20 protein-coding genes and 2 tRNA genes are annotated in these 19699 nt (G+C 61.8%); 3 read left to right on the top strand and 19 right to left on the bottom strand.

What is annotated here, in order from left to right; all coding sequences use genetic code 11:
- Window positions 1-47: 47 nt before the first annotated feature.
- From AC4QBL_RS06175 to AC4QBL_RS06195, 5 genes are all read right to left on the bottom strand, one after another.
- Window positions 48-1235 (bottom strand): ABC transporter substrate-binding protein, encoded by a 1188-nt coding sequence (locus AC4QBL_RS06175; RefSeq protein ID WP_472899169.1) that lies wholly within the window; start codon window positions 1233-1235, stop codon window positions 48-50.
- A 141-nt stretch (window positions 1236-1376) separates the two neighbouring features.
- Window positions 1377-1808, bottom strand: a complete 432-nt coding sequence (locus tag AC4QBL_RS06180; protein WP_492131640.1) for a flavodoxin domain-containing protein — start codon at window positions 1806-1808, stop codon at window positions 1377-1379.
- Between the two features lie 240 nt (window positions 1809-2048).
- Window positions 2049-2125, bottom strand: a tRNA-Arg gene (locus AC4QBL_RS06185).
- 66 nt (window positions 2126-2191) lie between these two features.
- Window positions 2192-2268: transfer RNA gene (locus tag AC4QBL_RS06190), tRNA-Pro, on the bottom strand.
- Between the two features lie 58 nt (window positions 2269-2326).
- Window positions 2327-3031 (bottom strand): glutathione binding-like protein, encoded by a 705-nt coding sequence (locus AC4QBL_RS06195; protein ID WP_472906482.1) that lies wholly within the window; start codon window positions 3029-3031, stop codon window positions 2327-2329.
- Window positions 3032-3227: 196 nt separating this feature from the next.
- On the opposite strand from AC4QBL_RS06195, the gene AC4QBL_RS06200 reads away from it, so the two are divergent.
- A complete protein-coding gene (locus tag AC4QBL_RS06200; protein ID WP_472899171.1) occupies window positions 3228-3767 on the top strand; it encodes a hypothetical protein in 540 nt (179 codons plus the stop codon).
- Window positions 3768-3781: 14 nt separating this feature from the next.
- Here AC4QBL_RS06200 and AC4QBL_RS06205 read toward each other — a convergent pair whose 3' ends face one another.
- The 5 genes from AC4QBL_RS06205 to AC4QBL_RS06225 form a co-directional block, all read right to left on the bottom strand.
- Entirely contained in the window at window positions 3782-5041 is a 1260-nt protein-coding gene (locus AC4QBL_RS06205) for an acyl-CoA dehydrogenase family protein (protein WP_472899172.1), read from the bottom strand.
- A gap of 37 nt (window positions 5042-5078) precedes the next feature.
- Window positions 5079-6164, bottom strand: coding sequence for a phosphotransferase family protein (locus AC4QBL_RS06210; RefSeq protein WP_472899173.1), 1086 nt, complete (start codon window positions 6162-6164; stop codon window positions 5079-5081).
- Between the two features lie 64 nt (window positions 6165-6228).
- Window positions 6229-6948, bottom strand: a complete 720-nt coding sequence (locus tag AC4QBL_RS06215) for a Crp/Fnr family transcriptional regulator (RefSeq protein WP_472899174.1) — start codon at window positions 6946-6948, stop codon at window positions 6229-6231.
- A gap of 129 nt (window positions 6949-7077) precedes the next feature.
- Window positions 7078-7857, bottom strand: coding sequence for an oxepin-CoA hydrolase, alternative type (locus AC4QBL_RS06220; RefSeq protein ID WP_472899175.1), 780 nt, complete (start codon window positions 7855-7857; stop codon window positions 7078-7080).
- Window positions 7858-7973: 116 nt separating this feature from the next.
- Complete coding sequence (locus tag AC4QBL_RS06225; RefSeq protein ID WP_472899176.1) at window positions 7974-9494, bottom strand: 3-hydroxyacyl-CoA dehydrogenase; 1521 nt, start codon at window positions 9492-9494, stop codon at window positions 7974-7976.
- A 67-nt stretch (window positions 9495-9561) separates the two neighbouring features.
- Here AC4QBL_RS06225 and AC4QBL_RS06230 point away from each other — a divergent pair, with 67 nt between their 5' ends.
- Entirely contained in the window at window positions 9562-11712 is a 2151-nt protein-coding gene (locus AC4QBL_RS06230) for a hypothetical protein (RefSeq protein WP_472899177.1), read from the top strand.
- Between the two features lie 102 nt (window positions 11713-11814).
- On the opposite strand, the gene AC4QBL_RS06235 is transcribed toward AC4QBL_RS06230, so the two are convergent.
- The 3 genes from AC4QBL_RS06235 to lexA all read right to left on the bottom strand — a co-directional run bounded on the left by AC4QBL_RS06235 (window position 11815) and on the right by lexA (window position 14304).
- Complete coding sequence (locus AC4QBL_RS06235; protein WP_472899178.1) at window positions 11815-12822, bottom strand: D-2-hydroxyacid dehydrogenase family protein; 1008 nt, start codon at window positions 12820-12822, stop codon at window positions 11815-11817.
- A 289-nt stretch (window positions 12823-13111) separates the two neighbouring features.
- Window positions 13112-13477 (bottom strand): hypothetical protein, encoded by a 366-nt coding sequence (locus tag AC4QBL_RS06240; protein WP_472906368.1) that lies wholly within the window; start codon window positions 13475-13477, stop codon window positions 13112-13114.
- Between the two features lie 140 nt (window positions 13478-13617).
- Complete coding sequence (lexA, locus tag AC4QBL_RS06245) at window positions 13618-14304, bottom strand: transcriptional repressor LexA (protein WP_472899180.1); 687 nt, start codon at window positions 14302-14304, stop codon at window positions 13618-13620.
- Between the two features lie 144 nt (window positions 14305-14448).
- Between lexA and AC4QBL_RS06250 the strand changes: the two genes are divergently transcribed.
- On the top strand, window positions 14449-15447 hold the full coding sequence (locus AC4QBL_RS06250; RefSeq protein ID WP_472899181.1) for an asparaginase: 999 nt from the start codon (window positions 14449-14451) through the stop codon (window positions 15445-15447).
- A 44-nt stretch (window positions 15448-15491) separates the two neighbouring features.
- Here AC4QBL_RS06250 and adk read toward each other — a convergent pair whose 3' ends face one another.
- The 6 genes from adk to AC4QBL_RS06280 form a co-directional block, all read right to left on the bottom strand.
- Window positions 15492-16148 carry an adenylate kinase gene (gene adk, locus AC4QBL_RS06255; protein ID WP_472899182.1) on the bottom strand — a complete coding sequence of 219 codons (657 nt, stop codon included), beginning with the start codon at window positions 16146-16148 and terminating at the stop codon, window positions 15492-15494.
- 166 nt (window positions 16149-16314) lie between these two features.
- The gene (kdsB, locus tag AC4QBL_RS06260) at window positions 16315-17106 is read right to left on the bottom strand and encodes a 3-deoxy-manno-octulosonate cytidylyltransferase (RefSeq protein WP_472906367.1); all 792 of its coding nucleotides are present in this window, start codon (window positions 17104-17106) and stop codon (window positions 16315-16317) included.
- Window positions 17103-17309 (bottom strand): Trm112 family protein, encoded by a 207-nt coding sequence (locus AC4QBL_RS06265; RefSeq protein ID WP_472899184.1) that lies wholly within the window; start codon window positions 17307-17309, stop codon window positions 17103-17105. Before AC4QBL_RS06265 ends, kdsB begins: the two co-directional genes overlap by 4 nt.
- Before the next feature lie 35 nt (window positions 17310-17344).
- The gene (gene lpxK, locus AC4QBL_RS06270) at window positions 17345-18430 is read right to left on the bottom strand and encodes a tetraacyldisaccharide 4'-kinase (protein WP_472906366.1); all 1086 of its coding nucleotides are present in this window, start codon (window positions 18428-18430) and stop codon (window positions 17345-17347) included.
- Between the two features lie 17 nt (window positions 18431-18447).
- Window positions 18448-18885: an ExbD/TolR family protein gene (locus AC4QBL_RS06275; protein ID WP_472906365.1), complete on the bottom strand. Its 438-nt coding sequence runs from the start codon at window positions 18883-18885 to the stop codon at window positions 18448-18450.
- Between the two features lie 49 nt (window positions 18886-18934).
- Window positions 18935-19576, bottom strand: coding sequence for a MotA/TolQ/ExbB proton channel family protein (locus AC4QBL_RS06280; RefSeq protein WP_472906364.1), 642 nt, complete (start codon window positions 19574-19576; stop codon window positions 18935-18937).
- Between the last annotated feature and the right edge of the window lie 123 nt (window positions 19577-19699).

Here is a 19699-nt window from a genome sequence, read left to right on the forward strand (position 1 = left end):
CCTTGCGGGGCCTGTTTGTGGGTGGCTTCTGTGGGTGGGGTGGAGGTTCAGCCCATGCGGCAACCGGTGGCCGGGTCGGCCACGGCTTTGGCCGCAATGCCAAGCACTTTGTTTTCTTTGTTGGATACCTGGCGCAGGTACATGTCCTGAATCGGGTTGTGGGCCTTACTCATGGTCCATTTGCCGCGCGGGCTGTCAATCACCGCGCCTTCCATGGCGGCGTACAGCGCTTTCTTGTTGGACATGTCGCCTTTAACCGCGTTGGCGCCCCTGATCAGCAGCAGACCGGTGTCGTAACCTTGCACCGCGTACACATCGGGCTGCATGCGGAAAGCCTTGGCGTAATCCAGGCGGAACTGCTTGTTGCGCGGTGTGTCCAGCGAGTCGCTGTAGTGCATAGTGGTCAACACGCCGTCGGCGGCTGGGCCGGCGGCTTCCAGCACGCCTTCGGTCAGGAAGCCCGAGCCATACAGCTGAATGTTCTTGCTCAGGCCCGCGGCGTGGAAGTCGCGCATGAACTTGGCTGCGCCACCACCGGCGAAGAAGCAGGCCACGGCGTCGGGCTTGAGCGAGGCGATCTCGGTCAGCAGGGCCTGGAATTCCACGTTGGGGAAGGGCAGGCCGAGTTTCTTGATGATGGTGCCGCCCGCCTCGGTGTAGCTTTTCTCAAACCCCTCATAAGCCTCGTCGCCTGCCGCGTAGTTCCAGGTGATCCACACGGCCTTTTTGTGGCCGCGGTCCACCATGGCTTTGCCCAGGGCCAGCGTAGGCTGTGAGTTGGAGAACGAGGTACGGAACACGTTGGGCGAGCACTGGGCGCGCGTGGCCACATGCACGCCGGCGTTGGGAATCAGGTTGAGCACACCGGTGTCGCGTGCCACCTTGTGAATGCCCATTTGCACGCCCGAATGCACCGTGCCGACCAGCACGTCCACCTTGTCGCGCTGCACCAGTCGGGTGGCGTTTTCAATGCCCTTGGCCGGATTGGATTCATCATCTACCTTGAAGAACTCCACCTCGCGGCCACCCAGTTTGCCGCCTTGTTCGTTCAAGGCCATGCGAAACCCATTTTCAATGGCCACCCCCAGCTGAGCAAAGGTTCCGGTGTAGGGCAACATGAAGCCGACGCGCAGCTTGTCGGACTGTGCACGCACGATTTGGGGCAGCAGCAAGCCGGTGGATGCAGCGCCAATCACGGCGGCGCTGCGGGTAAGAACAAGTCGGCGGGTGGTCATGGTCAGTCTCCTGGTTGGGTTATGGTTCAGCGCATCAATGTAGGCGCGTCGGGCTGCTTTGGGGATAGTGAATTACCCGTACTTGAAGCCTAAAATATTGATGTGTAAATGGCTACTGGTGAGCACTGAATTGGATGGCGATCAGCTCGCAGCCAGTGCAATGGGCAACCACTCCCGGCACCAGGCCACACCCTCGGTCTCCGGTTCCGTGCCTGCCGAAGCATCGTGGAGAAAAATGTCGCCGATGCGAACTGCGCCCAGATCGGTCAAACGCTCGTCAAAACGGCGTCCACCATTGCAAAAGGTCTGGGGGTAAGCGCTGTCACCCAGCGCGATCACGCCATAGCGCACAGCGCCCAGAAAGCGAGGGTGGCTCTCCAGCGAGGCGTACAGCGCCTGGGCGTTGTCGGGCACGTCGCCGGCACCATAAGTGGATGTGCAGATGACATATAGTGCATCTTCGTCAAAGGCGCTGATGTCCAGTCCGTCCATCATCTGCACCTCAATGACATCAACCAGCTCGGCGCAGTCCATCTCAATGGCTTGCGCCACGTATTCGGCGGTGTTGGTCATGGTGCCAACAAGGATTTTGAGTTTGCGAACTTTTTTCATGGATTGACACGCAATATATTGCATGAAGCCATGAATGCCGATGGGTGAAAACCCTTGATTCCCGTTTTGGAGAGTGAACGCTGTACGTAGGTTTCCTCGAACGGAAAGCCACAGTCCTGTTCGGTCGATAGGGGTGTGAGGGGGGGCTTGCGGCCATGACCCGCCACCGAAGGAGATGTGGCGGTACGCCTCGGCGAACAATGGCCTGCCCGGAGGGACTCGAACCCCCGACCTGCTGCTTAGAAGGCAGCTGCTCTATCCGGTTGAGCTACGGGCAGACAAGAACGAAGATCGCGAAGAGACAATGAAAAAAGGCCCACAGAGTGGGCCTTTTTCGTTTTCTATGGTCGGAGCGGCGGGATTCGAACTCGCGACCCTCTGCTCCCAAAGCAGATGCGCTACCAGGCTGCGCTACGCTCCGACTAAGCTTCGAATTATAGACACTTTGGAGGGGTATTTTGTGCCGCTCCTGGTTTTATTCAACGTTTTTTGTATTGGCCCTGTCCGAACAGGGTGTCGCGGGCCTTGTCGTCGGTCAGTGGCTTGCGTGCGTCCGCCAGCACCGCCACGCCGCGCTGCACGGCGGGACGTTCAGCGATCTTGTCGAACCAGTCTTTCAGGTGCGGATAATCGGCCCAGTCGATGCCCTGATTTTGCCAACTGCGCAGCCAGGGAAAAATGGCGATGTCGGCCACAGTGTACTGATTGCCCGAGATAAATTTCTGGGTGATCAACTGCCGGTCCATCACACCGTACAGCCGCTTGGCTTCGTTGGTGTAGCGGTTCACGGCGTACTCAATTTTTTCGGGCGCGTAAATGCGGAAGTGGTGCGCTTGCCCCAGCATGGGACCCAGACCTCCCATCTGAAACATCAGCCATTCCAGGGTTTTAAATTTTGCGCGGTCGGATTTGGGCAGAAGCTTGCCCGTTTTGGATGCGAGGTAAAGCAGGATCGCGCCAGACTCAAACAGGCTGATGGGTTTTCCATCGGGCCCATGAGGGTCGACCAAGGCCGGTATTTTGTTGTTGGGGCTGATCTTCAAAAATTCCGGGCTGAACTGATCGCCCTGACCGATGTTGACGGGGTGAACCTGCCAGTCGCGCCCCAACCGAAAACCACACTCTTCCAGCATGATGTGGACCTTGTGTCCGTTCGGTGTGGGCCAAGAATAGACGTCGATCATGGTTGTACGGCCTTTCGCTGTTGCATCGGATGGATCATTTTCCCAAGATTCCCAGAGTAAAAATACGCCAATGTTTGAACGCCTGAAAGCCGCCATGGGCAACCGCACGAACGGACGTGAGCGCGACGCAGCGTTGGCGCAGTGGGCTCGCGATCGGTCTCTGGACTTTGGCTCGGTTTGGGGTGGCGGTTGGGCCATGTCCGGCCGCTTGCTTGATCGGCCGTTTCGTGCCGAGCGAGCAGCGTCTACGAGGGACTACATCGACGGCATGGCGGTGTTGGCTAAAGCCGATCTCGGGCTTCGCTTTGATGGTTCGGTGGTCGTGATGAACCGTGCGCTCAAACGCGCCCTGGAAGCCCAGGCCAACAGCCTGTATTCGGATGTGACCGATACGGTGCACACCACGGCCAAGGCTTTGCCTGAAGAACTGCGTTGGTTGTCCATGTTTCGCGATGCGGGATGGGCGGGCCCGGAGAACGATTTTTGGCGTCGCTACGCGGTGCTCACCGATGCGCCCGAAATGGCGCGGCATTGGCTTGCTGGCGAGGGTTTGGAGCAGCTGATGAACTGGCCTCCTGATGGTGATGAACACATGCCCGTTGTGTTGATGCTGATGCGCGGCAAAACGTACTTGCGCATGGGAAATGCCGGGCGGGGTCACCATGGCGCCGCCTTGAGCATGCTGACAAGCTTTGAACACCTCAGCCGCCGCGCAGTGGAACTGTTTGGCCGCTAAGGGGTGGGTGTGTTTCAGCAGCCGCGCGTGACCGGCACGTCCACATCGGTCTTCACCACCATGTGCTTGGCCAGTTCCAGTTTGGCTATGGATTGGCGGTGCACTTCGTCCGGGCCGTCTGCCAGGCGCAAGGTGCGCTGGCTCGCGTAGCTGTAGGCCAGCGGGAAGTCGTCGCTCACGCCGCCACCGCCGTGGGCCTGGATGGCCATGTCGATGATGTCGCAGGCCATGTTGGGTGCCACCACTTTGATCATGGCGATTTCCGCCTTGGCCACCTTGTTGCCCACGGTGTCCATCATGTAGGCGGCCTTGAGCGTGAGCAGGCGGGCCATTTCAATTCGGCAGCGTGCGTCGGCAATGCGTTCGTGCCAGACCGACTGGGCCGACACCGGTTTGCCAAAGGCAATGCGTGTGTTTAGGCGCTGGCACATCAGTTCAAGCGCACGCTCGGCAGCGCCGATGGAGCGCATGCAGTGGTGGATGCGTCCGGGGCCCAAGCGGCCTTGGGCAATTTCAAAGCCGCGGCCTTCGCCGAGCAGCAAGTTGCCCACGGGAACGCGCACGTTTTCCAGCAGCACTTCCATGTGGCCATGGGGCGCGTCGTCGTAGCCAAACACCGACAGCGGGCGCACGATGGTGATGCCTTTGCTGTTGGACGGCACGATGATCATGGACTGTTGTGAGTGCCGGGGCGCGTCGGGGTTGGTCTTGCCCATGACGATGTACACCGCGCAGCGTGGGTCGCCGGCGCCGGACGACCACCACTTGCGGCCGTTGATCACGTACTCGTCGCCGTCGCGCTCGATGCGGCACTGGATGTTGGTCGCGTCTGACGAGGCCACTTCGGGCTCGGTCATGAGGAAGGCTGATCGAAACTCACCCTTGAGCAAGGGTTCCAGCCATTGGTCTTTCAGTTCTTCGCTGGCGTAGCGCTCAAAGGTTTCCATATTGCCGGTGTCGGGCGCCGAGCAGTTGAACACCTCGGCAGCAAACGGTACCCGACCCATGATTTCGCACATGGGGGCGTATTCGAGGTTGGACAGTCCTTCGGGTGCGCGCGGGCTTTTGGGCAGGAACAGGTTCCACAAACCAGCGGCGCGGGCTTTGGGCTTGAGCTCTTCAATCAGGGTGGTGGGGATCCATGCATTGCCCTTGGCGCGGTTGGCCGCAATTTCGGCGAAGAAGCGGGCTTCATTCGGGTAGATGTGCTCGTCCATGAAGGCGAGCAGGCGAGCGCGCATGTCCTTGACTTTGTCTGTGTAATCGAAGTTCATCGTGGCTCCTTGGGGGTGGTGATGGGGGTGTGAGGTTTCAAGACGTTTGGGCAAAGCGCCAGGCCAGTTCGGCCATGGGTCGGGCGCCCGCGGCAGACTTCACCGCCTGTGCGCTGGACGCGGTGCCGGTTTCGACCCGCTTGGCAATGCCCTGCAAGATGGCCGCCAGGCGGAACATGTTGTAAGCGAGGTAAAAATTCCAGTCGGCCTTCAACTGCTCGGGCGTGGCGAAGCCGGTGCGCTCGCAATACAGGGCGATGTAGTCGGCCTCGGTGGGAATGCCCAGCGCCTGCACGTCGAGTCCGCCAATGCCGCGAAACAAACCCGGCGGTATGTGCCAGGCCATGCAGTGGTAACTGAAGTCGGCCAGCGGGTGGCCCAGGGTGGACAACTCCCAGTCCAGCACGGCCAGCACGCGCGGCTCGGTGGGGTGGAACATGAGGTTGTCGAGCCTGTAGTCGCCATGCACCACCGACACCAGGGACGCGTCGCGCGCCATGGCCGGAATGTTGTCTGGCAGCCAGGCCATGAGTCGGTCCATCTCGGCAATGGGTTGCGTGACGGACGCCTCGTACTGCTTGCTCCAGCGGCCGATCTGGCGCTCAAAGTAATTGCCCGGCTTGCCGTAGCTTTCCAGCCCGATGGCGATCGGATCCACCGTGTGCAGGGCGGCCATGACGCGGTTCATTTCGTTGTAAATCGCGCCGCGCTGCTCGCGGGTCATGTCGGGCAGGGCTTGGTCCCACATGACCCGGCCATCCACACACTCCATGACGTAAAAGGCGCGACCGATGACAGACTCGTCTTCGCACAGCACGTGCATTTGCGCCACCGGCACGCCCGTGCCGTGCAGTGCGCTCATCACCCGAAATTCCCGCTCGATGGCGTGGGCCGATGGCAAGAGCTTGGCCACCGGGCCAGGCTTGGCGCGCATCACGTAAGACCGCTCAGGCGTGATGAGTTTGTAGGTCGGGTTGGACTGGCCACCTTTGAACATTTCCACCATCAGCGGCCCACTGAAGCTGGGCAGGTGGACTTGCAACCACTGTTGCAGGGCGGCTGTGTCAAAGACGTGCTGGTCTGACACCGGGCGGGTGCCGGTGAAATTTTCCGTATCGCTCATGCGGGAAGCCTCGTGAGAGAAAAAATAGGAGCCCAGACTCCCCGCGCCTGTTCGGCTGCAGCGTTCAGGCGTCGGCTTCGGCGATGCGCATCAGCATCTCGCGGTTGCGCACCACCAGCCCGCCCTGCTCGATGCGGATCGCGTCCTCGCGCTCCATCGACTTGAGTTCCTGGTTGACGCGCTGGCGTGAAGCGCCCAGCAGTTGCGCCAGTTCTTCTTGCGCCAGCTGCAGGCCGATGCGCATTTCGTTGCCGTCCGACAGACACGGCACACCGTAGCTGCGCACCAGGTGCAGCAGCTGTTTGGCCAGCCGGGCGCGCAGGGGCAGGGTGTTCAGGTCTTCCACCAGACCAAACAGGGTGCGGATGCGCCGCGCCTGCAAACGCATCAGCGCTTCGTACAGCTCCACATGCACGCTCAGAATCTTTTGAAAATCGTTGCGGGCCACGCAGAGCAGGGTGGTGGGACCGTGGGCGTAGGCATCGTGCGTGCGCTGGTCGCCGTCGAACATGGCCACATCGCCAAACCACACACCGGGCTCCACATAGGTCAGCGTGATCTGTTTGCCCGAGAGCGAGGTCGAGCTCACGCGCACCGCACCCTTGGCCACTGCCGTCCACTCGGTGGGCGGGTCGCCGCGGGCAACGATCAGGTCGCTGTCTTTGAATCGCTTGACGTAGGCGCATCGGAGTATGTCGTGACGCAGGGAGGGTGAAAGGCTGCTGAACCAGCGACCACTGTTGATCGCCTCGCGTTCTTCCATTGTCAGAATCGGTTCGTCCATGGGCTGTCTTATGAGTGACTGAAAACGGGATGATTGTCGCCACAGAGACCGGGCGACTGCGTGGGTAAAGTAGCCAGGGCTGTCCCGCAAGCGTCCCGTGCGCTGGGCGGGGCGGCCTGTCGCAGCGCTTCAGCGGTAGTTCGCTGGGCGCTTTTCCATGAAGGCCGCAATGCCTTCGCCCGCATTGCCGTGGTGCAGGTTGCGCACGAAGTGGTCGCGCTCATGGCCCAGTTGGGTATGCAGGCTCACGGTGGGCGCGTCGTTCGCCAGCTCTTTGATGCTGGCCAGCGCATTCGGCGCGCGCGCGCTGAGCCGCTCGCACAAAGCCAGGGCATCGCCCAGCGCTTCACCGGTGCCGCTGACCGCATTGATCACGCCCAACTGCTGCAGGCGCTCGGCCGAGATGCGCTCGCCACCCATCAACAACTGCAGCGCGGTGGCCCTTGGCATGGCGCGCATAAGGCTCCAGGTGGCACCGCCGTCTGGGGACAAACCCACGTTGCTGTAGGCCATGACGAACACGCTGTTGTGCGCGGCCACCACCATGTCGCAGGCCAATGCCAGTGAAAAACCTGCCCCTGCGCAAGAGCCTTCCACCGCGGCCACCACCGGCTTGGGAAAGGCGCGGATGGTTTCGATCCAGTTGTGCAGGCCCTCAATGCTTTGCGCCTGCACCTCGGGAGGCTGTTGGCGGTTGGCCATCAGCCGCTGCAGGTTGCCGCCCGCGCAGAAGTGGTTGCCCTCGCCGGTGATGACGACGCTGCGGACCTCGGGGCTGCTCTCTGCCACGTTGAGGGCTTCCACGCCAGCGGCATACAGGTCAGGGCCCAGGGCGTTGCGGTGTTCGGGGTTGCTGATGGTCAACACCATGGTCTGACCATGGCTGTGGCTCTTGAGGCTGGCGGTCAAGGGATACCCTTTCAAAAATTTCGCAGAGGTTGGCTGGGCTCACACCGTGGAACGGGCTGTGCCGGCCGCCGGTGTGCTCCATCCTGGGGTGAAGGCGCGAAGCGCCGCAGGGATCGTTATTCCTCCTCGTGCGTCAGGCTCAAGCCCAGGGCGCCACGGCGGCGCAGCCAGGGCGAGGGGCGGTAGCGCGTGTCGCCGTACACCGTTTGCATATTGAACAGAACTTCCAGCACATTGGTGGGCCCGATGCGATCCCCCATGGCCAGCGGACCCATGGGGTAACCCAGGCCGAGTGTCACCGCCACGTCCAGGTCTGCGGGTGTGCAGATGCCTTGCTGGCACATGTCGGCGGCAATGTTGACGATGGTGGCCACCACGCGCTGCGTGACGAAACCGCCGCTGTCGCGGATCACGCTGACGGCCTTGCCGTCGCGGGCGAAGAGGGCGTGCGCCGCATCGCGCATGTCGGGGCGGGTGGCCGGGTTGGTCGCCAGCACGCGGCGCTTGGTGGCTGCGTCGTCCAGCATCATGTCAATGCCCATCGTGCGGGTCGCGTCCAGCCGCTCCACGGCGGCGAGCGTGGTCACATCCAGACCCAGGGGCGCCACCAAAATCAGCGCTTGGCTGGACGGCGCAGCGCCGGTTTCAATGCTGGCCCCCAGATTTTTCAGCAACTGGTACAGCTCGGCGCGCCGGGCGGCCTTGGGCGACACCCAGACCGGCGGCAGTTCGGCCACCACCGGCGCAGCAGGCTCAGGGGGCACTTGGGCCACACCCGCCTCGTATTTGTAAAAGCCTTCGCCCACCTTTTTGCCCACCACACCACCTGCCAGGCGCTGCGCCGTGATCACGCTGGGGCGGTAACGGGGTTCGTCGTAATACTGTCGGTAGATGGACTCCATCACCGGGTGCGAGACATCCAGCGCCGTCAGGTCCATCAGCTCAAATGGACCGAGCCGAAAGCCCATCTGGTCCTTCAATATGCGGTCAATGGTGGCGAAATCGGCCACGCGTTCGCCCGCGACACGCAAGGCCTCGGTGCCGTAACCGCGCCCCGCGTGATTGACGATAAAGCCCGGGGTGTCTTGTGCCGATACAGGGGTATGCCCAAATTGCCGGGTGTAGTCCGTAAGTTGCTGGCAGACCACATCGCTGGTTTTCAGGCCCGCAATCACCTCTACCACCCGCATCAGGGGAACCGGATTGAAAAAATGGTAACCAGCGAGCTGGCCCGGCCGCTTCAGGGCGGCAGCAATCGACGTCACCGACAGCGACGAGGTGTTGGTGGCGAGCACAGCCGTTGGGCTCACGATGTCTTCGAGTTCCGCAAACAGACGTTGTTTTACGTCAAGTCGCTCCACCACAGCTTCCACCACCAGGTCGCACGAAGCCAGCGCGGCCACCGATTCCGCGATCTGAAGCCTGGCGACATAGGTCCCCACTTGGCTTTCATCGAGCTTGCCTTTGGTCTGCAGCGTTTGCCAGGTGCTTTGCAGCGCCTTCATGGCCGCCTCGGCAGCGCCCGATTGCACATCGAACAACAGCACTTGGCTGCCAGCCTGCGCGGCCATTTGCGCGATGCCCCGGCCCATGGCACCGGTGCCAACTATTCCCACGGTTTTAAAGATGGATTGCATATGAAAGTGTTATTCGGGTTTCGGCCAGAGCAAGCCATGACAAAATGTTCCAACATTGAAAACAAGGATGTCTGACGTGCGCCAGATCTGGGTAGGCTGTATTTTGCTATCAACTGCGGTGAGCAGTGCCGCTGTGACGCTCGGAAGGCACAGTGGCGCGGCTGTCATCGGCCGCCCGTTGGACGTGAGGGTACAGGTCTTGCTGGCACCCGGCGAAGACATTGGCGGTTTGTGTATCGGGTCAGACGTGTTTTACGGCGACGCCCAGGTGCCGGGTAGCCAGGTGCGCAGCACGCCGCAAAAAACAACATCCGAAGCGGAAGGTTTTGTCCGGATCCAGTCTTTTCAGGCCGTGAACGAGCCCATCGTCACCGTGTATGTCAGGGCGGGGTGCAACACGCCATTTACTCGGCGATTCGTTTTGTTGGCGGACCCGATCACCGAACCGGCGGTACAGCCAGCGCCTACACCCGCAACAGACGGCCGGGTCGGAGCCGGTTCCCTCGCTTCACCTGAGCGTTTGCCCTCCGTAAACGCTGCGCTTGCAGGCGGCACTGCCGCAGGTGCTCGTGGTCTCTCAGACGCCGCCCCTGCCACCATTGTTGGCGATCAACAAGCCGTTCGTGCGCCAAGTGCCAGGCCATTGGCCGATGTCCAGTCTGCCCAGCCCGTGGCTCGTCCACCCAGGCCCAAAGCGCCCAGCGTGGTGCGTCGGCCCGTGGCACCCCCGGCAGAAAACACCCCGCGTTTGCAGCTGGAGGCGGTCGATCTGAGTTTGGCGATTGAGCGCGATCCCGTGCTCAAGATGTCCATTTCGCTGTTGAGCGAGCCCACGACATCCGACGAAACCCGAGCCGCTGCCGCGCTGCTCTGGAAGGCCATCAACGCGTCTCCCGAAGAAATCTTGAGCGATGCACAGAAGCTGTCTGTGCTTGAGACCGAGTCAAAAGGCTTGCGCGATGCGGAGAACCAAAGCAAGGCGGCCATTGCCGAGCTGAGCAGCAAACTGGAGGCTGCCAAAGCCGAGCGCTACATGAACTGGCTGGTCTACCTGCTGGGTGCTGCGCTGCTGTTGGCCTTGATGGCATTGGCCGCCCTGTGGCGCCGCCGCGATCAGGCTTCGGGGGCGGACGCTGTCAAGGCTTGGTGGGCTTCTGAAGGCGGAAACAAGGCTGAGAAAGCAGCGTCCAAAGCGGCGCCAGAAGACCTTGATGTTGATCTTGACTTGGATCTTGACCTCGGCCGGGAATCTTCGTTTGGTGCCTACAAGCGCGGAGCTGCTTCTGCCAAGGGTGCTCGCAAGGGGCAAGACAGCTTGTCGCCGCTCGATGAAAGCGCACCGGCACCCTTGAGGGAAGAAAAAGAGAAGCGAGATTTTGCGCCCAGCATGATTGGCGCCTCGCGCTCGGTTGCCACCGAAGAGTTGTTCGACGTCCAGCAGCAGGCTGACTTTTTCGTTTCGCTGGGTGAAGACGAACAGGCCATTCAAGTCTTGCGCAGCCATCTCATCGAGAGCCATGAGCCCAGTGCGTTGGCCTATCTGGATCTGCTCAAGATTTACCACCGTCTTGGACGCAAAGCCGACTACGAGCGTTCACGCGAGGAGTTCAACCACGTATTCAATGCGGGGGCTCCTCCTTTTGACCAGTATTCAGACGAGAGCCTTGGTCTTGAGGCTTACGAGACCGCATTTGGACGTATTCAGGCGCTGTGGCCACAGCCCCGGGTGCTGGATGTCATCGAGCAATCCATCTTCCGGGACCCTAACGATCCCGACTCTGAGGTATTTGACCTTGAGGCCTACCGCGAGCTGTTGCTGTTGCATGCGATGGCCAAGGACATGATCAAGCGCGATGTGGCGGCAGCCCATGCGCCCAACGACTTTCAGCACACGGCTGTTCAGCCGTTGAAGGCCGCTGGAAAACTCATTGCATCTGCTGAGGCCGCAGGGGGGCGCGATACCGAGCCCTTTGACACCGCACCGCCAGCTTCTCCGCGCCTGGGTCTCGATGTTGATTTGAACGATTTGTCAGAGTTTTCAGCATTCGAAGCCTCTTTGCCGGAGGTGTCCGTGCTGGTGGAGCCAACAGCCCAGCCAGAACCGCCACCACGAAGCGCGGGCCGTGAGCCGATGGACAATCTGATTGATTTCGAGATGCTTGACTTCATGACCGATGAGGATGTCAAGCCCGCTCCGAAGCCGTCTGACAAAGCTTGAGGTTGGTTGTGCTTTGACGTCTTGAGCTAACGGACTGATGGGAAAAAGCCGGGCTAGCCCGGCTTTTTTATGCGCGATTTCTGCCAGCTCGATGGCTTGGTATCAGCGTCGAACCTGTAGGGCGCCCGGGTTCACGATGTTGGTGGGTGTGCCCTTGATGTAATTGACCACATTGTCAAAGGCTGAGGCAAAGTAAGCCTCGTAGCTGTCTTGCTCGACATAGCCGATGTGCGGTGTGCAAATGCAGTTTTCCAGGCGCAGCAGCGCGTGCCCTTGAAGAATTGGTTCTGATTCAAATACGTCCACGGCTGCCATGCCGGGGCGCCCGCGGTTCAGCCCAGCCAGCAGCGCCTCGGGTGCAATGAGCTCAGCCCTGGATGTGTTCACCAGCAGCGAGGTGGGCTTCATGCGCGAAAGGTCTTCCAGCGTCACGCAACCAGCACTGCTGTCACCCAGGCGAAGGTGGAGCGAAAGCACATCGGCCGTTTCAAAGAAACCTTCTTTGCTGGTGGCCACATCGTAGCCGTCAGACAGCGCCCGAGCCCGCGATGTTTCGCTGCCCCAGACGATGACCCGCATGCCAAACGCCCGGCCGTAGCCCGCCACCAGAGAACCGATGCGTCCATAGCTCCAGATGCCCAGCGTTTTGCCTTTGAGTGCCATGCCCAGCCCGAAGTTGACGGGCATGGACGCGGCCTTGAGGCCCGACTGCTGCCAGGCACCGTGCTTGAGGTTGGCTGCGTACTGGGGAATGCGGCGCATGGACGCCATGATCAACGCCCAGGTCAGCTCAGCTGTGGACACCGGCGAGCCCACGCCCTCAGCCACCGCAATCCCCCGTTCGGTACAAGCCGCCACGTCCAGGTGCGAGCCGACGCGCCCAGTCTGAGCGATCAGCTTCAAGCGCGGCAATTTTTCAATCAGCTGCCGCGTGACTTGCGTTCTTTCCCGAACCAGCACCAAGACATCTGCATCACGCAAGCGCACAGCCAGTTGACCCACGCCCTTGACCGTGTTGGTGAAAACTTTGGCCGGGTAAGGTTCCAACTTTTCGGCACAACGCAGCTTGCGGACAGCGTCTTGATAATCATCAAGGATCACAATATTCATGGGCTCTATTGTGCCCGCATGCCCAAGTGCGATTGCTGTGCGGTACGCACCTGGTTACCTTGTGAAGTGCGCTCCAACCAGTGCGGCCCTCAGTGCGGTGCTCAAGAAATGTCTACACGGCGAGCGCATCTCCGTCTCGGTCAGTTTGCGGCGCTGTCAATACCCGCCATTGTCTCGGCTATGTCTGCGGTTCACGCCTTGCAACCCCTACTGATAAGGGGTGCATGCACCGGGGATGACTTGTTCAGCATCGCCGGGGTGGGCGTTGGCTTGTCGTTGCGCAGGGCCCTCAGGCGCGCTGACGGCGTGCTTGGTTTTCGAGTGCAGCGAGCCTGTCGAGTTCGGCGCACACATCGTTGATGCGACCGGAGATCACGAGGCGGGCGTCCATTCGGCAACTTGCGCCAGCGTCGGTGTTGCGCACCACACGCACCCGAGATGGCCGGTTCGCCGATGGCGCATGCGGGCTGGTCGGGTCATTTGCCGCTACGGCAGCGGCTGTGGTGGTGTTGCGACCGAGCCAGCCCGCGCGGGTGAACAGTTGCACAACTTTCGGGGCGGTCTTGGCTTGCTTAATCACAGTAGGTGCGGGCAGCCAGCTGTCGATGAGCTGCAGCGGCGCGCGCCAAGTGTTGGTCGTGAAACGGATTCCCATGCGAAACTCCAAAAGGGGTTGAACACAGGCAGGATTGCTAAAGGAATCGCCAACGCAGGGTTGTGCCGTTCAGGCAGTGCAAAAACCGCCTTCCGGACCAAACGCCCGCCACCTGCTGAGGCGACGTGAACCCCTGCGGGTCAGACTTGGAAGCTGTTTCGGATCAGGCCCACGGCCAGTCCTTCAATTTCAAAGGGCTCACCAGGCTCGACCACAATGGTCTTGTAGTCTGGATTTTCAGCGTGCAGCTCAATGAGGTGTTGCCGGCGCATGAAGCGTTTGACGGTTACGTCCTCACCCAGGCGAGCCACCACAATCTGGCCATTCTTGGCTTCTTTGGTGGCCTGTACGGCGAGCAAGTCACCGTCGATGATGCCAACATCGCGCATGGACATGCCCCGCACCTTGAGCAAGTAGTCGGGTGTGCGTTGAAACAGGCTGCGCTCAACGTGGTAGGTCTGGTCCACGTGCTCTTGAGCGAGGATGGGCGAGCCAGCCGCCACACGGCCAATGAGAGGCAGCATCAGCTGGGCGAGGCTGGGGAGCGGCAGTGTAAGCTGGCGTCCCCGTGAGTTGTTGATGGATTGAAGGTCTTCGCTGCGCAGGCGGATGCCGCGCGATGTGCCGCTGACGAGCTCAATCACGCCCTTGCGGGCAAGGGCCTGCAAATGCTCTTCTGCCGCATTGGCCGATTTGAAGCCCAGCTCTGTGGCAATTTCTGCGCGGGTGGGCGGCGCGCCGGTGCGTGCAATGGCTGTCTGGATGAGTTCCAGAATCTGCTGCTGGCGGGCCGTGAGTTTGGGCGGATAGGGCTGGGACTCAAGCATGGGTGACCTTTTGAAGAGCGCTCACGAGGAGGGCAGTCGGCATCTGGCAATGAAGGGATTCGGTACAGCCGCCAAGATCATTTTCAGAGCGACTGTGTTCTTATCCAGTACCTGTATTTTTAATCAGTTTTGGAGTCTTGGCAAGTGGCAATTCATGAAACGCAGGCGCAGGCTGAAAAACGCCTGGTGATTCTGGGCACGGGCGGAACCATTGCTGGGCAGTCTGCCCGGGCGGGGGACAACGTGGGTTACGTGGCCGGCCAGGTGTCAGTGGCCGATCTGGTGGGCGCTGTTCCGTTGTTGCAGGGCTTGCCGCTGGATGTGGAGCAGGTGGCTCAGCTCGACAGCAAGGATATGGGGTTTGCTGTGTGGAAGGCGCTTGCAGCGCGTGTGGCATTTCATCTGGAACGACCCGAGGTGGCGGGCATTGTCATTACCCACGGGACCGACACCATTGAGGAAACCGCCTTTTTTCTGCAGTCGGTCTTGCGGCCCGGCAAGCCGGTGGTGTTGACCTGCGCCATGCGTCCAGCCACGGCCCTGGTGCCCGACGGACCTCAGAATCTGAGCGATGCGGTGGCCGTGGCGCGCCAGGCGGGCGCGTTCGGCGTGGTGGTGGTGTGTGCCGGTCAGGTGCACAGCGCCGTGGACGTGGCCAAGGTCCACACCTACCGCGTGGACGCTTTTGATTCCGGTGACGCCGGCGCGCTGGGCTGCGTGGAAGAGGGCGTACTTAGGCAGTTTCGACCCTGGCCTGCAGCGTGTGAGGCGGGTTTCTTCGATGCATCAGCCCATGCCCGGGTGCAGGCTTGCTCTGCTTTGCCCCGCGTGGTCTTGGTGACGAGCCACGCCGATGACGACGGGCTATTGGTGAAGGCGTTGACCCAGGCTGGCTGCGATGCGGCACAGCCCCTGCGCGGCATCGTGGTCGCCGGCACAGGCAACGGCTCCGTTCATGCATGCCTGGAGTCCGCTTTGGTAGAGGCTGAGGCGCAAGGGGTGCGTGTGGTGCGAACCAGCCGCTGTGCGCGGGGCCGCGTGCTGGCGCACGCTGGACATCGGTTGGCAGCGGTGTCGGGTTTGTCCCCGGTCAAGGCGCGCATTGCCCTGGCTCTGGAACTTTTGGCCGGCGTTCAGGCATAAAAAAACCCGGTGCGAGACCGGGTTTTTCATTGAGGCAAGCGGGCTTATTTGGCCAAGGCCTCAAAGGCACGGGCGGTAATGTCGTCCACCGAACCCATGCCACTGATGGCGCGGTATTTTGGCGCAGCGGCTGCGTCGTTTTGTGCCCACTGGCTGTAGTAATCCACCAGAGGACGGGTTTGCGCACTGTAAACCTCCAGCCGCTTTTTGACCGTTTCTTCCTTGTCGTCTTCGCGCTGGATCAGGGGCTCACCCGTCACGTCGTCCTGGCCTTCCACTTTGGGTGGGTTGAACTTGACGTGGTAGGTGCGGCCGGAGGCTGGGTGCGAGCGGCGACCGCTCATGCGCTCAATGATGGCTTCAAAGGGTACGTCGATTTCCAGCACGTAGTCCAGCTTGACGCCGGCAGCCTTCATGGCGTCGGCCTGGGGAATGGTGCGGGGGAAACCGTCGAACAGGAACCCGTTGGCACAGTCGGCCTGGGCGATGCGCTCTTTGACCAGATTGATGATGAGATCGTCGCTGACCAGTCCACCGGATTCCATGACGCTCTTGGCTTCGAGGCCCAGCGGTGTGCCGGCCTTGACCGCTGCGCGGAGCATGTCGCCAGTGGAGATTTGGGGGATGCCGTATTTTTGGCAAATGAAGGTGGCTTGCGTACCCTTGCCCGCACCCGGAGCGCCCAACAAAATCAGTCTCATCGCATTCCTTTTAAGAGTTTCAATGGGGAGCCGCTTGTCTACTGCGGCAGCCCCCTGGACCGGGGGCCGGGGGCGACCGGGCGAGGATAGCACGGGCTTCCCCGACGCTGGCTTACACGCAATTCGTGCAAAAAATCGCACTTCATTGGTGCTACAACGCGCTTTTTCAGCCGCGCAAAAGCAGCGCGCGCACCCGTTCCAAGTCTTCTGGCGTGTCCACGCCGGGGCCGGGTGCGAGGGTGCTGACATGCACGGCAATGCGCTCGCCATGCCACAGCACGCGCAATTGTTCCAGCGATTCGAGGCTTTCCAATGGGGCCGTTTCGAGCGTTGGAAACTTCCGCAGAAAACCAGCCCGGTAGCCGTAAATACCAATATGCCGCAGTGGCGCCGGTGACGGCAGACCCGCCCCTGGGGCGCCGGCGAGCGAAGCCATGCCGTCGCGCCACCAGGGTATGGGCGCGCGGCTGAAGTAGAGCGCCGTTTGGGCTTTGTCCAGCAGCACTTTCACCACATTGGGGTTCAAAAAATCAGCCATGCTGTCGATGGCATGCGCTGCCGTGCTCATGACGCAGTCTGGCCGGCGCTGCAGCTCGGCCGCTACGGCATTGATCAGATCGGGCTCAATCAAGGGCTCATCGCCTTGCACATTGACCACAACAGCGTCGTCGGCGAGGCCCAGCAGTGCGCAGGCTTCGGCCAGGCGGTCGCTGCCTGACACATGGTCGGTGCGGGTCAGCAGCGCCGGGATGCCGTGCGCTTCGCACACTTGCACGATGCGCACGTCGTCTGCCGCCACGACGCAGTGGCTGGCTTGGCTCATGCGCGCGCGCTGGGCGACGCGCACCACCATGGGTACACCCGCCAGGTCGGCCAGGGGTTTGTTGGGCAGGCGGCTGGACGACATCCGCGCTGGAATCAGAACGGTGAAGCCGGCGCCCTGGGGCAAGGGCTTCATGGGCGCGGTGCGGGTGCCGGTGGCCGCGCAGCTTCTTCCTCGGTGAGCGTGCGGGCCACGTGTTCCAGCAAGATGGGAATGCCATCGCGCACGGGATAGGCGAGGCGGGCGCTGCGCGAGAGCAGTTCCTGTTTGTCGCGGTCGTAAATCAGCGGTCCTTTGGTGACCGGGCAGACCAGCAGTTCGAGCAGTTTGGTGTCCATGGCGGGATGATAGTCCGGCTGCGCACGGTGACGCGTCAGCGGTGGGTTTTGAGGGCGGCCAGGCGCTCGTCTATGGCGGCCAAAAAGGCGGCTTCCGGCGCCAGTTCCAACGGCACGGCCCATACGGCGGCGTGGTCGGTGCCGTTTTCAAGGGCTGCTTGCGCAAAGCACTTCACCGCGTCCTTTTCGGTACACACCATGGGGGTGTTTGGGCTTTTGCACCATGCTGTGTAGGCCGCGGGCTCGGCGTGGTCGGGCAGGGCCACTTCTCGTGCGAGGGTGAGGCCGCGGGTGCGCAGCATGTCAAAAAACACCGAGGGTCGCGCAATGCCCGCCACCGCGGTGATGGCTTGGCCTTGCAGTTGCGCCAGCGCGATGCGTTGTCCGCGAAGCCCCACCGCGTGGTGTGCCAGGCGGCGAACGGCGGTAAAGACCGGGATGCCTGGCACCGATGCGATGTTGGGTGGTGCTGCCCCTTCGCGGTGCTGAAGCAACACCACATCTGGCCGGTAGGCCGCACCGGGTGCTGGAGGCCAGGGCTCGCGCAGCAGTCCTGCGGGCAGCAGCCAGCCGTTGCCGCTGCCACGCTCGTCAAACACGGCAATGGCCATGTCTCGGTGCAAGGCCAGGTGCTGCAGGCCGTCGTCGCACAGCAGCACGTTGACCTGGGGGTGTGCTGCCAGCATTGCCCGCGCGGCGGCGGCCCGTTGGCGTGCCACAAACACCGGAACGCCTGTGGCCCGCTGGATCAGGGCGGGTTCGTCCCCGCTCTCGCTGGCTGGCATGGCCGCTGTCACTTCCAGCACGGCTTCGCTGCTGCGTCCGTAGCCACGTGAGACCACGCCAGGGTGCCAGCCTTGGGCGGTCAGGTGCTGCACCAAGGCGATCACCGTGGGGGTTTTGCCCGCGCCGCCCACCACCACGTTACCCACCACAATGACCGGCACGGGCAGACGCTGTGAAGTGAGGAGGCCCCACGCATAAAAGCGGCTGCGTAAGGCCATGAGCCAACCGTAGACCCAGGCAATAGGCCGCAGCAGCCAGGCTTGCAGCCCGCGCCGCTGGGCGCTGGCCTGCCATCGGGCCTGGCGGCCCGCGGAACCTTCAGGCGGTGTTGCCATGCCGGGCGGTGCCGCGCTCAGGGCTTGGTCCGAGGCGCCTTGCCACCAGACTGCTGGGTGGCAAAGGTGATTTGCACCAGACCGGCGCGCCGGGCCGCATCCATGACGTTGATGACCGATTGGTGGGTGGCTGCTGCGTCGGCGCTGATGATGACCACCACCTCGCGGTCATCCTGACTGGCCATTGCCAGCGCCCGGGTGAGCGTGTCCACACCGCTGCCTTCGAGCACCTCTTTGTTGATCGAGTAGCGGCCATCGCTGCTGATGGCCACGATCACTTCCTTCGGGTTTTCGCGCTGGGCCTGCGCGTCAGCCACGGGCAGGTTGACCTGCAGTTCGGTGAACTTGCTGTACGTGGTGGTGAGCATCAAAAAGATCAGCACCACCAGCAAAATGTCGATGAAGGGGATCAGGTTGATCTCGGGCTCGTCGCGGTTGCCGGGTCTGAAGTTCACCGTAGCACTCCCGAAAAGGCAGGCGAGGCGACCCCGAAAATTTGCCCGCTCATTTGCGCAAGCTCACCAGGTGCCGGGCGAAGCGCTCAGCGGCCAGCTCCATGGAGAGCAGGTAATCGTCAACCCGCGCCCTGAAATAGCGCCAAAAAATCAGGGCGGGAATGGCCACGATCAAACCGAACGCCGTGTTGTACAGCGCGATCGAAATGCCGTGCGCCAACTGCCCCGGGTTACCTCCACCCGGTACCGCACCCATGCCGCCATCACCAGCTTGCGATCCGAAAATTTCAATCATGCCGATGACCGTACCCAGCAGTCCCAGCAAGGGTGCTGCCGAAGCGATGGTGGCGATGGCCCCCAAATAGCGCTGCAACTTGGCGGCGGCTTTGCGGCCTGCGCCTTCCAGGCTGGAGCGCAGGTCGTCTTCGCTGGCGCGGGGGTTGTTGCTGAGCGCACGAAAGCCGCTTGCCAGCACTTCGCCAAGCACCGAGTTCTGCTCCAGCTGGGTGACCACGTCGGGCCCAGGTATGCCGTTGCGGGACACCATGATGGCTTCGTCCAGCAATTTGGGTGGCACGATCTTCGCGGTTTTCAGCGTGATGAAACGCTCAATCACCAGGGCCATTCCCAGCACGGAACAGATGATCAGTGGCCAGATGGGCCAGCCGGCGGCTTGTATGATGGAAAACAAATCGGGGCTCCAGGCAAATGCCGCCATGCGTTGGCGGCCCAAGTGCAATCTTTGGGATTATGGCTCAGTGCCCATCTACCGCAGCCTGCCCCGCGTGCCCTTGATGCACCTCATGCGCAGAAC

The organism is Hydrogenophaga sp. L99 (assembly GCF_058731905.1).

What these genes read in the sequence shown, in the direction of transcription:
- AC4QBL_RS06175 (WP_472899169.1), bottom strand. Translation starts at nt 1,235, where the DNA reads ATGACCACCCGCCGACTTGTTCTTACCCGCAGCGCCGCCGTGATTGGC.
- AC4QBL_RS06180 (WP_492131640.1), bottom strand. Translation starts at nt 1,808, where the DNA reads ATGACCAACACCGCCGAATACGTGGCGCAAGCCATTGAGATGGACTGC.
- AC4QBL_RS06195 (WP_472906482.1), bottom strand. Translation starts at nt 3,031, where the DNA reads ATGATCGACGTCTATTCTTGGCCCACACCGAACGGACACAAGGTCCAC.
- AC4QBL_RS06200 (WP_472899171.1), top strand. Translation starts at nt 3,228, where the DNA reads ATGTCCGGCCGCTTGCTTGATCGGCCGTTTCGTGCCGAGCGAGCAGCG.
- AC4QBL_RS06205 (WP_472899172.1), bottom strand. Translation starts at nt 5,041, where the DNA reads ATGAACTTCGATTACACAGACAAAGTCAAGGACATGCGCGCTCGCCTG.
- AC4QBL_RS06210 (WP_472899173.1), bottom strand. Translation starts at nt 6,164, where the DNA reads ATGAGCGATACGGAAAATTTCACCGGCACCCGCCCGGTGTCAGACCAG.
- AC4QBL_RS06215 (WP_472899174.1), bottom strand. Translation starts at nt 6,948, where the DNA reads ATGGACGAACCGATTCTGACAATGGAAGAACGCGAGGCGATCAACAGT.
- AC4QBL_RS06225 (WP_472899176.1), bottom strand. Translation starts at nt 9,494, where the DNA reads ATGCAATCCATCTTTAAAACCGTGGGAATAGTTGGCACCGGTGCCATG.
- AC4QBL_RS06230 (WP_472899177.1), top strand. Translation starts at nt 9,562, where the DNA reads ATGTCTGACGTGCGCCAGATCTGGGTAGGCTGTATTTTGCTATCAACT.
- AC4QBL_RS06235 (WP_472899178.1), bottom strand. Translation starts at nt 12,822, where the DNA reads ATGAATATTGTGATCCTTGATGATTATCAAGACGCTGTCCGCAAGCTG.
- AC4QBL_RS06240 (WP_472906368.1), bottom strand. Translation starts at nt 13,477, where the DNA reads ATGGGAATCCGTTTCACGACCAACACTTGGCGCGCGCCGCTGCAGCTC.
- lexA (WP_472899180.1), bottom strand. Translation starts at nt 14,304, where the DNA reads ATGCTTGAGTCCCAGCCCTATCCGCCCAAACTCACGGCCCGCCAGCAG.
- adk (WP_472899182.1), bottom strand. Translation starts at nt 16,148, where the DNA reads ATGAGACTGATTTTGTTGGGCGCTCCGGGTGCGGGCAAGGGTACGCAA.
- kdsB (WP_472906367.1), bottom strand. Translation starts at nt 17,106, where the DNA reads ATGAAGCCCTTGCCCCAGGGCGCCGGCTTCACCGTTCTGATTCCAGCG.
- AC4QBL_RS06265 (WP_472899184.1), bottom strand. Translation starts at nt 17,309, where the DNA reads ATGGACACCAAACTGCTCGAACTGCTGGTCTGCCCGGTCACCAAAGGA.
- lpxK (WP_472906366.1), bottom strand. Translation starts at nt 18,430, where the DNA reads ATGGCAACACCGCCTGAAGGTTCCGCGGGCCGCCAGGCCCGATGGCAG.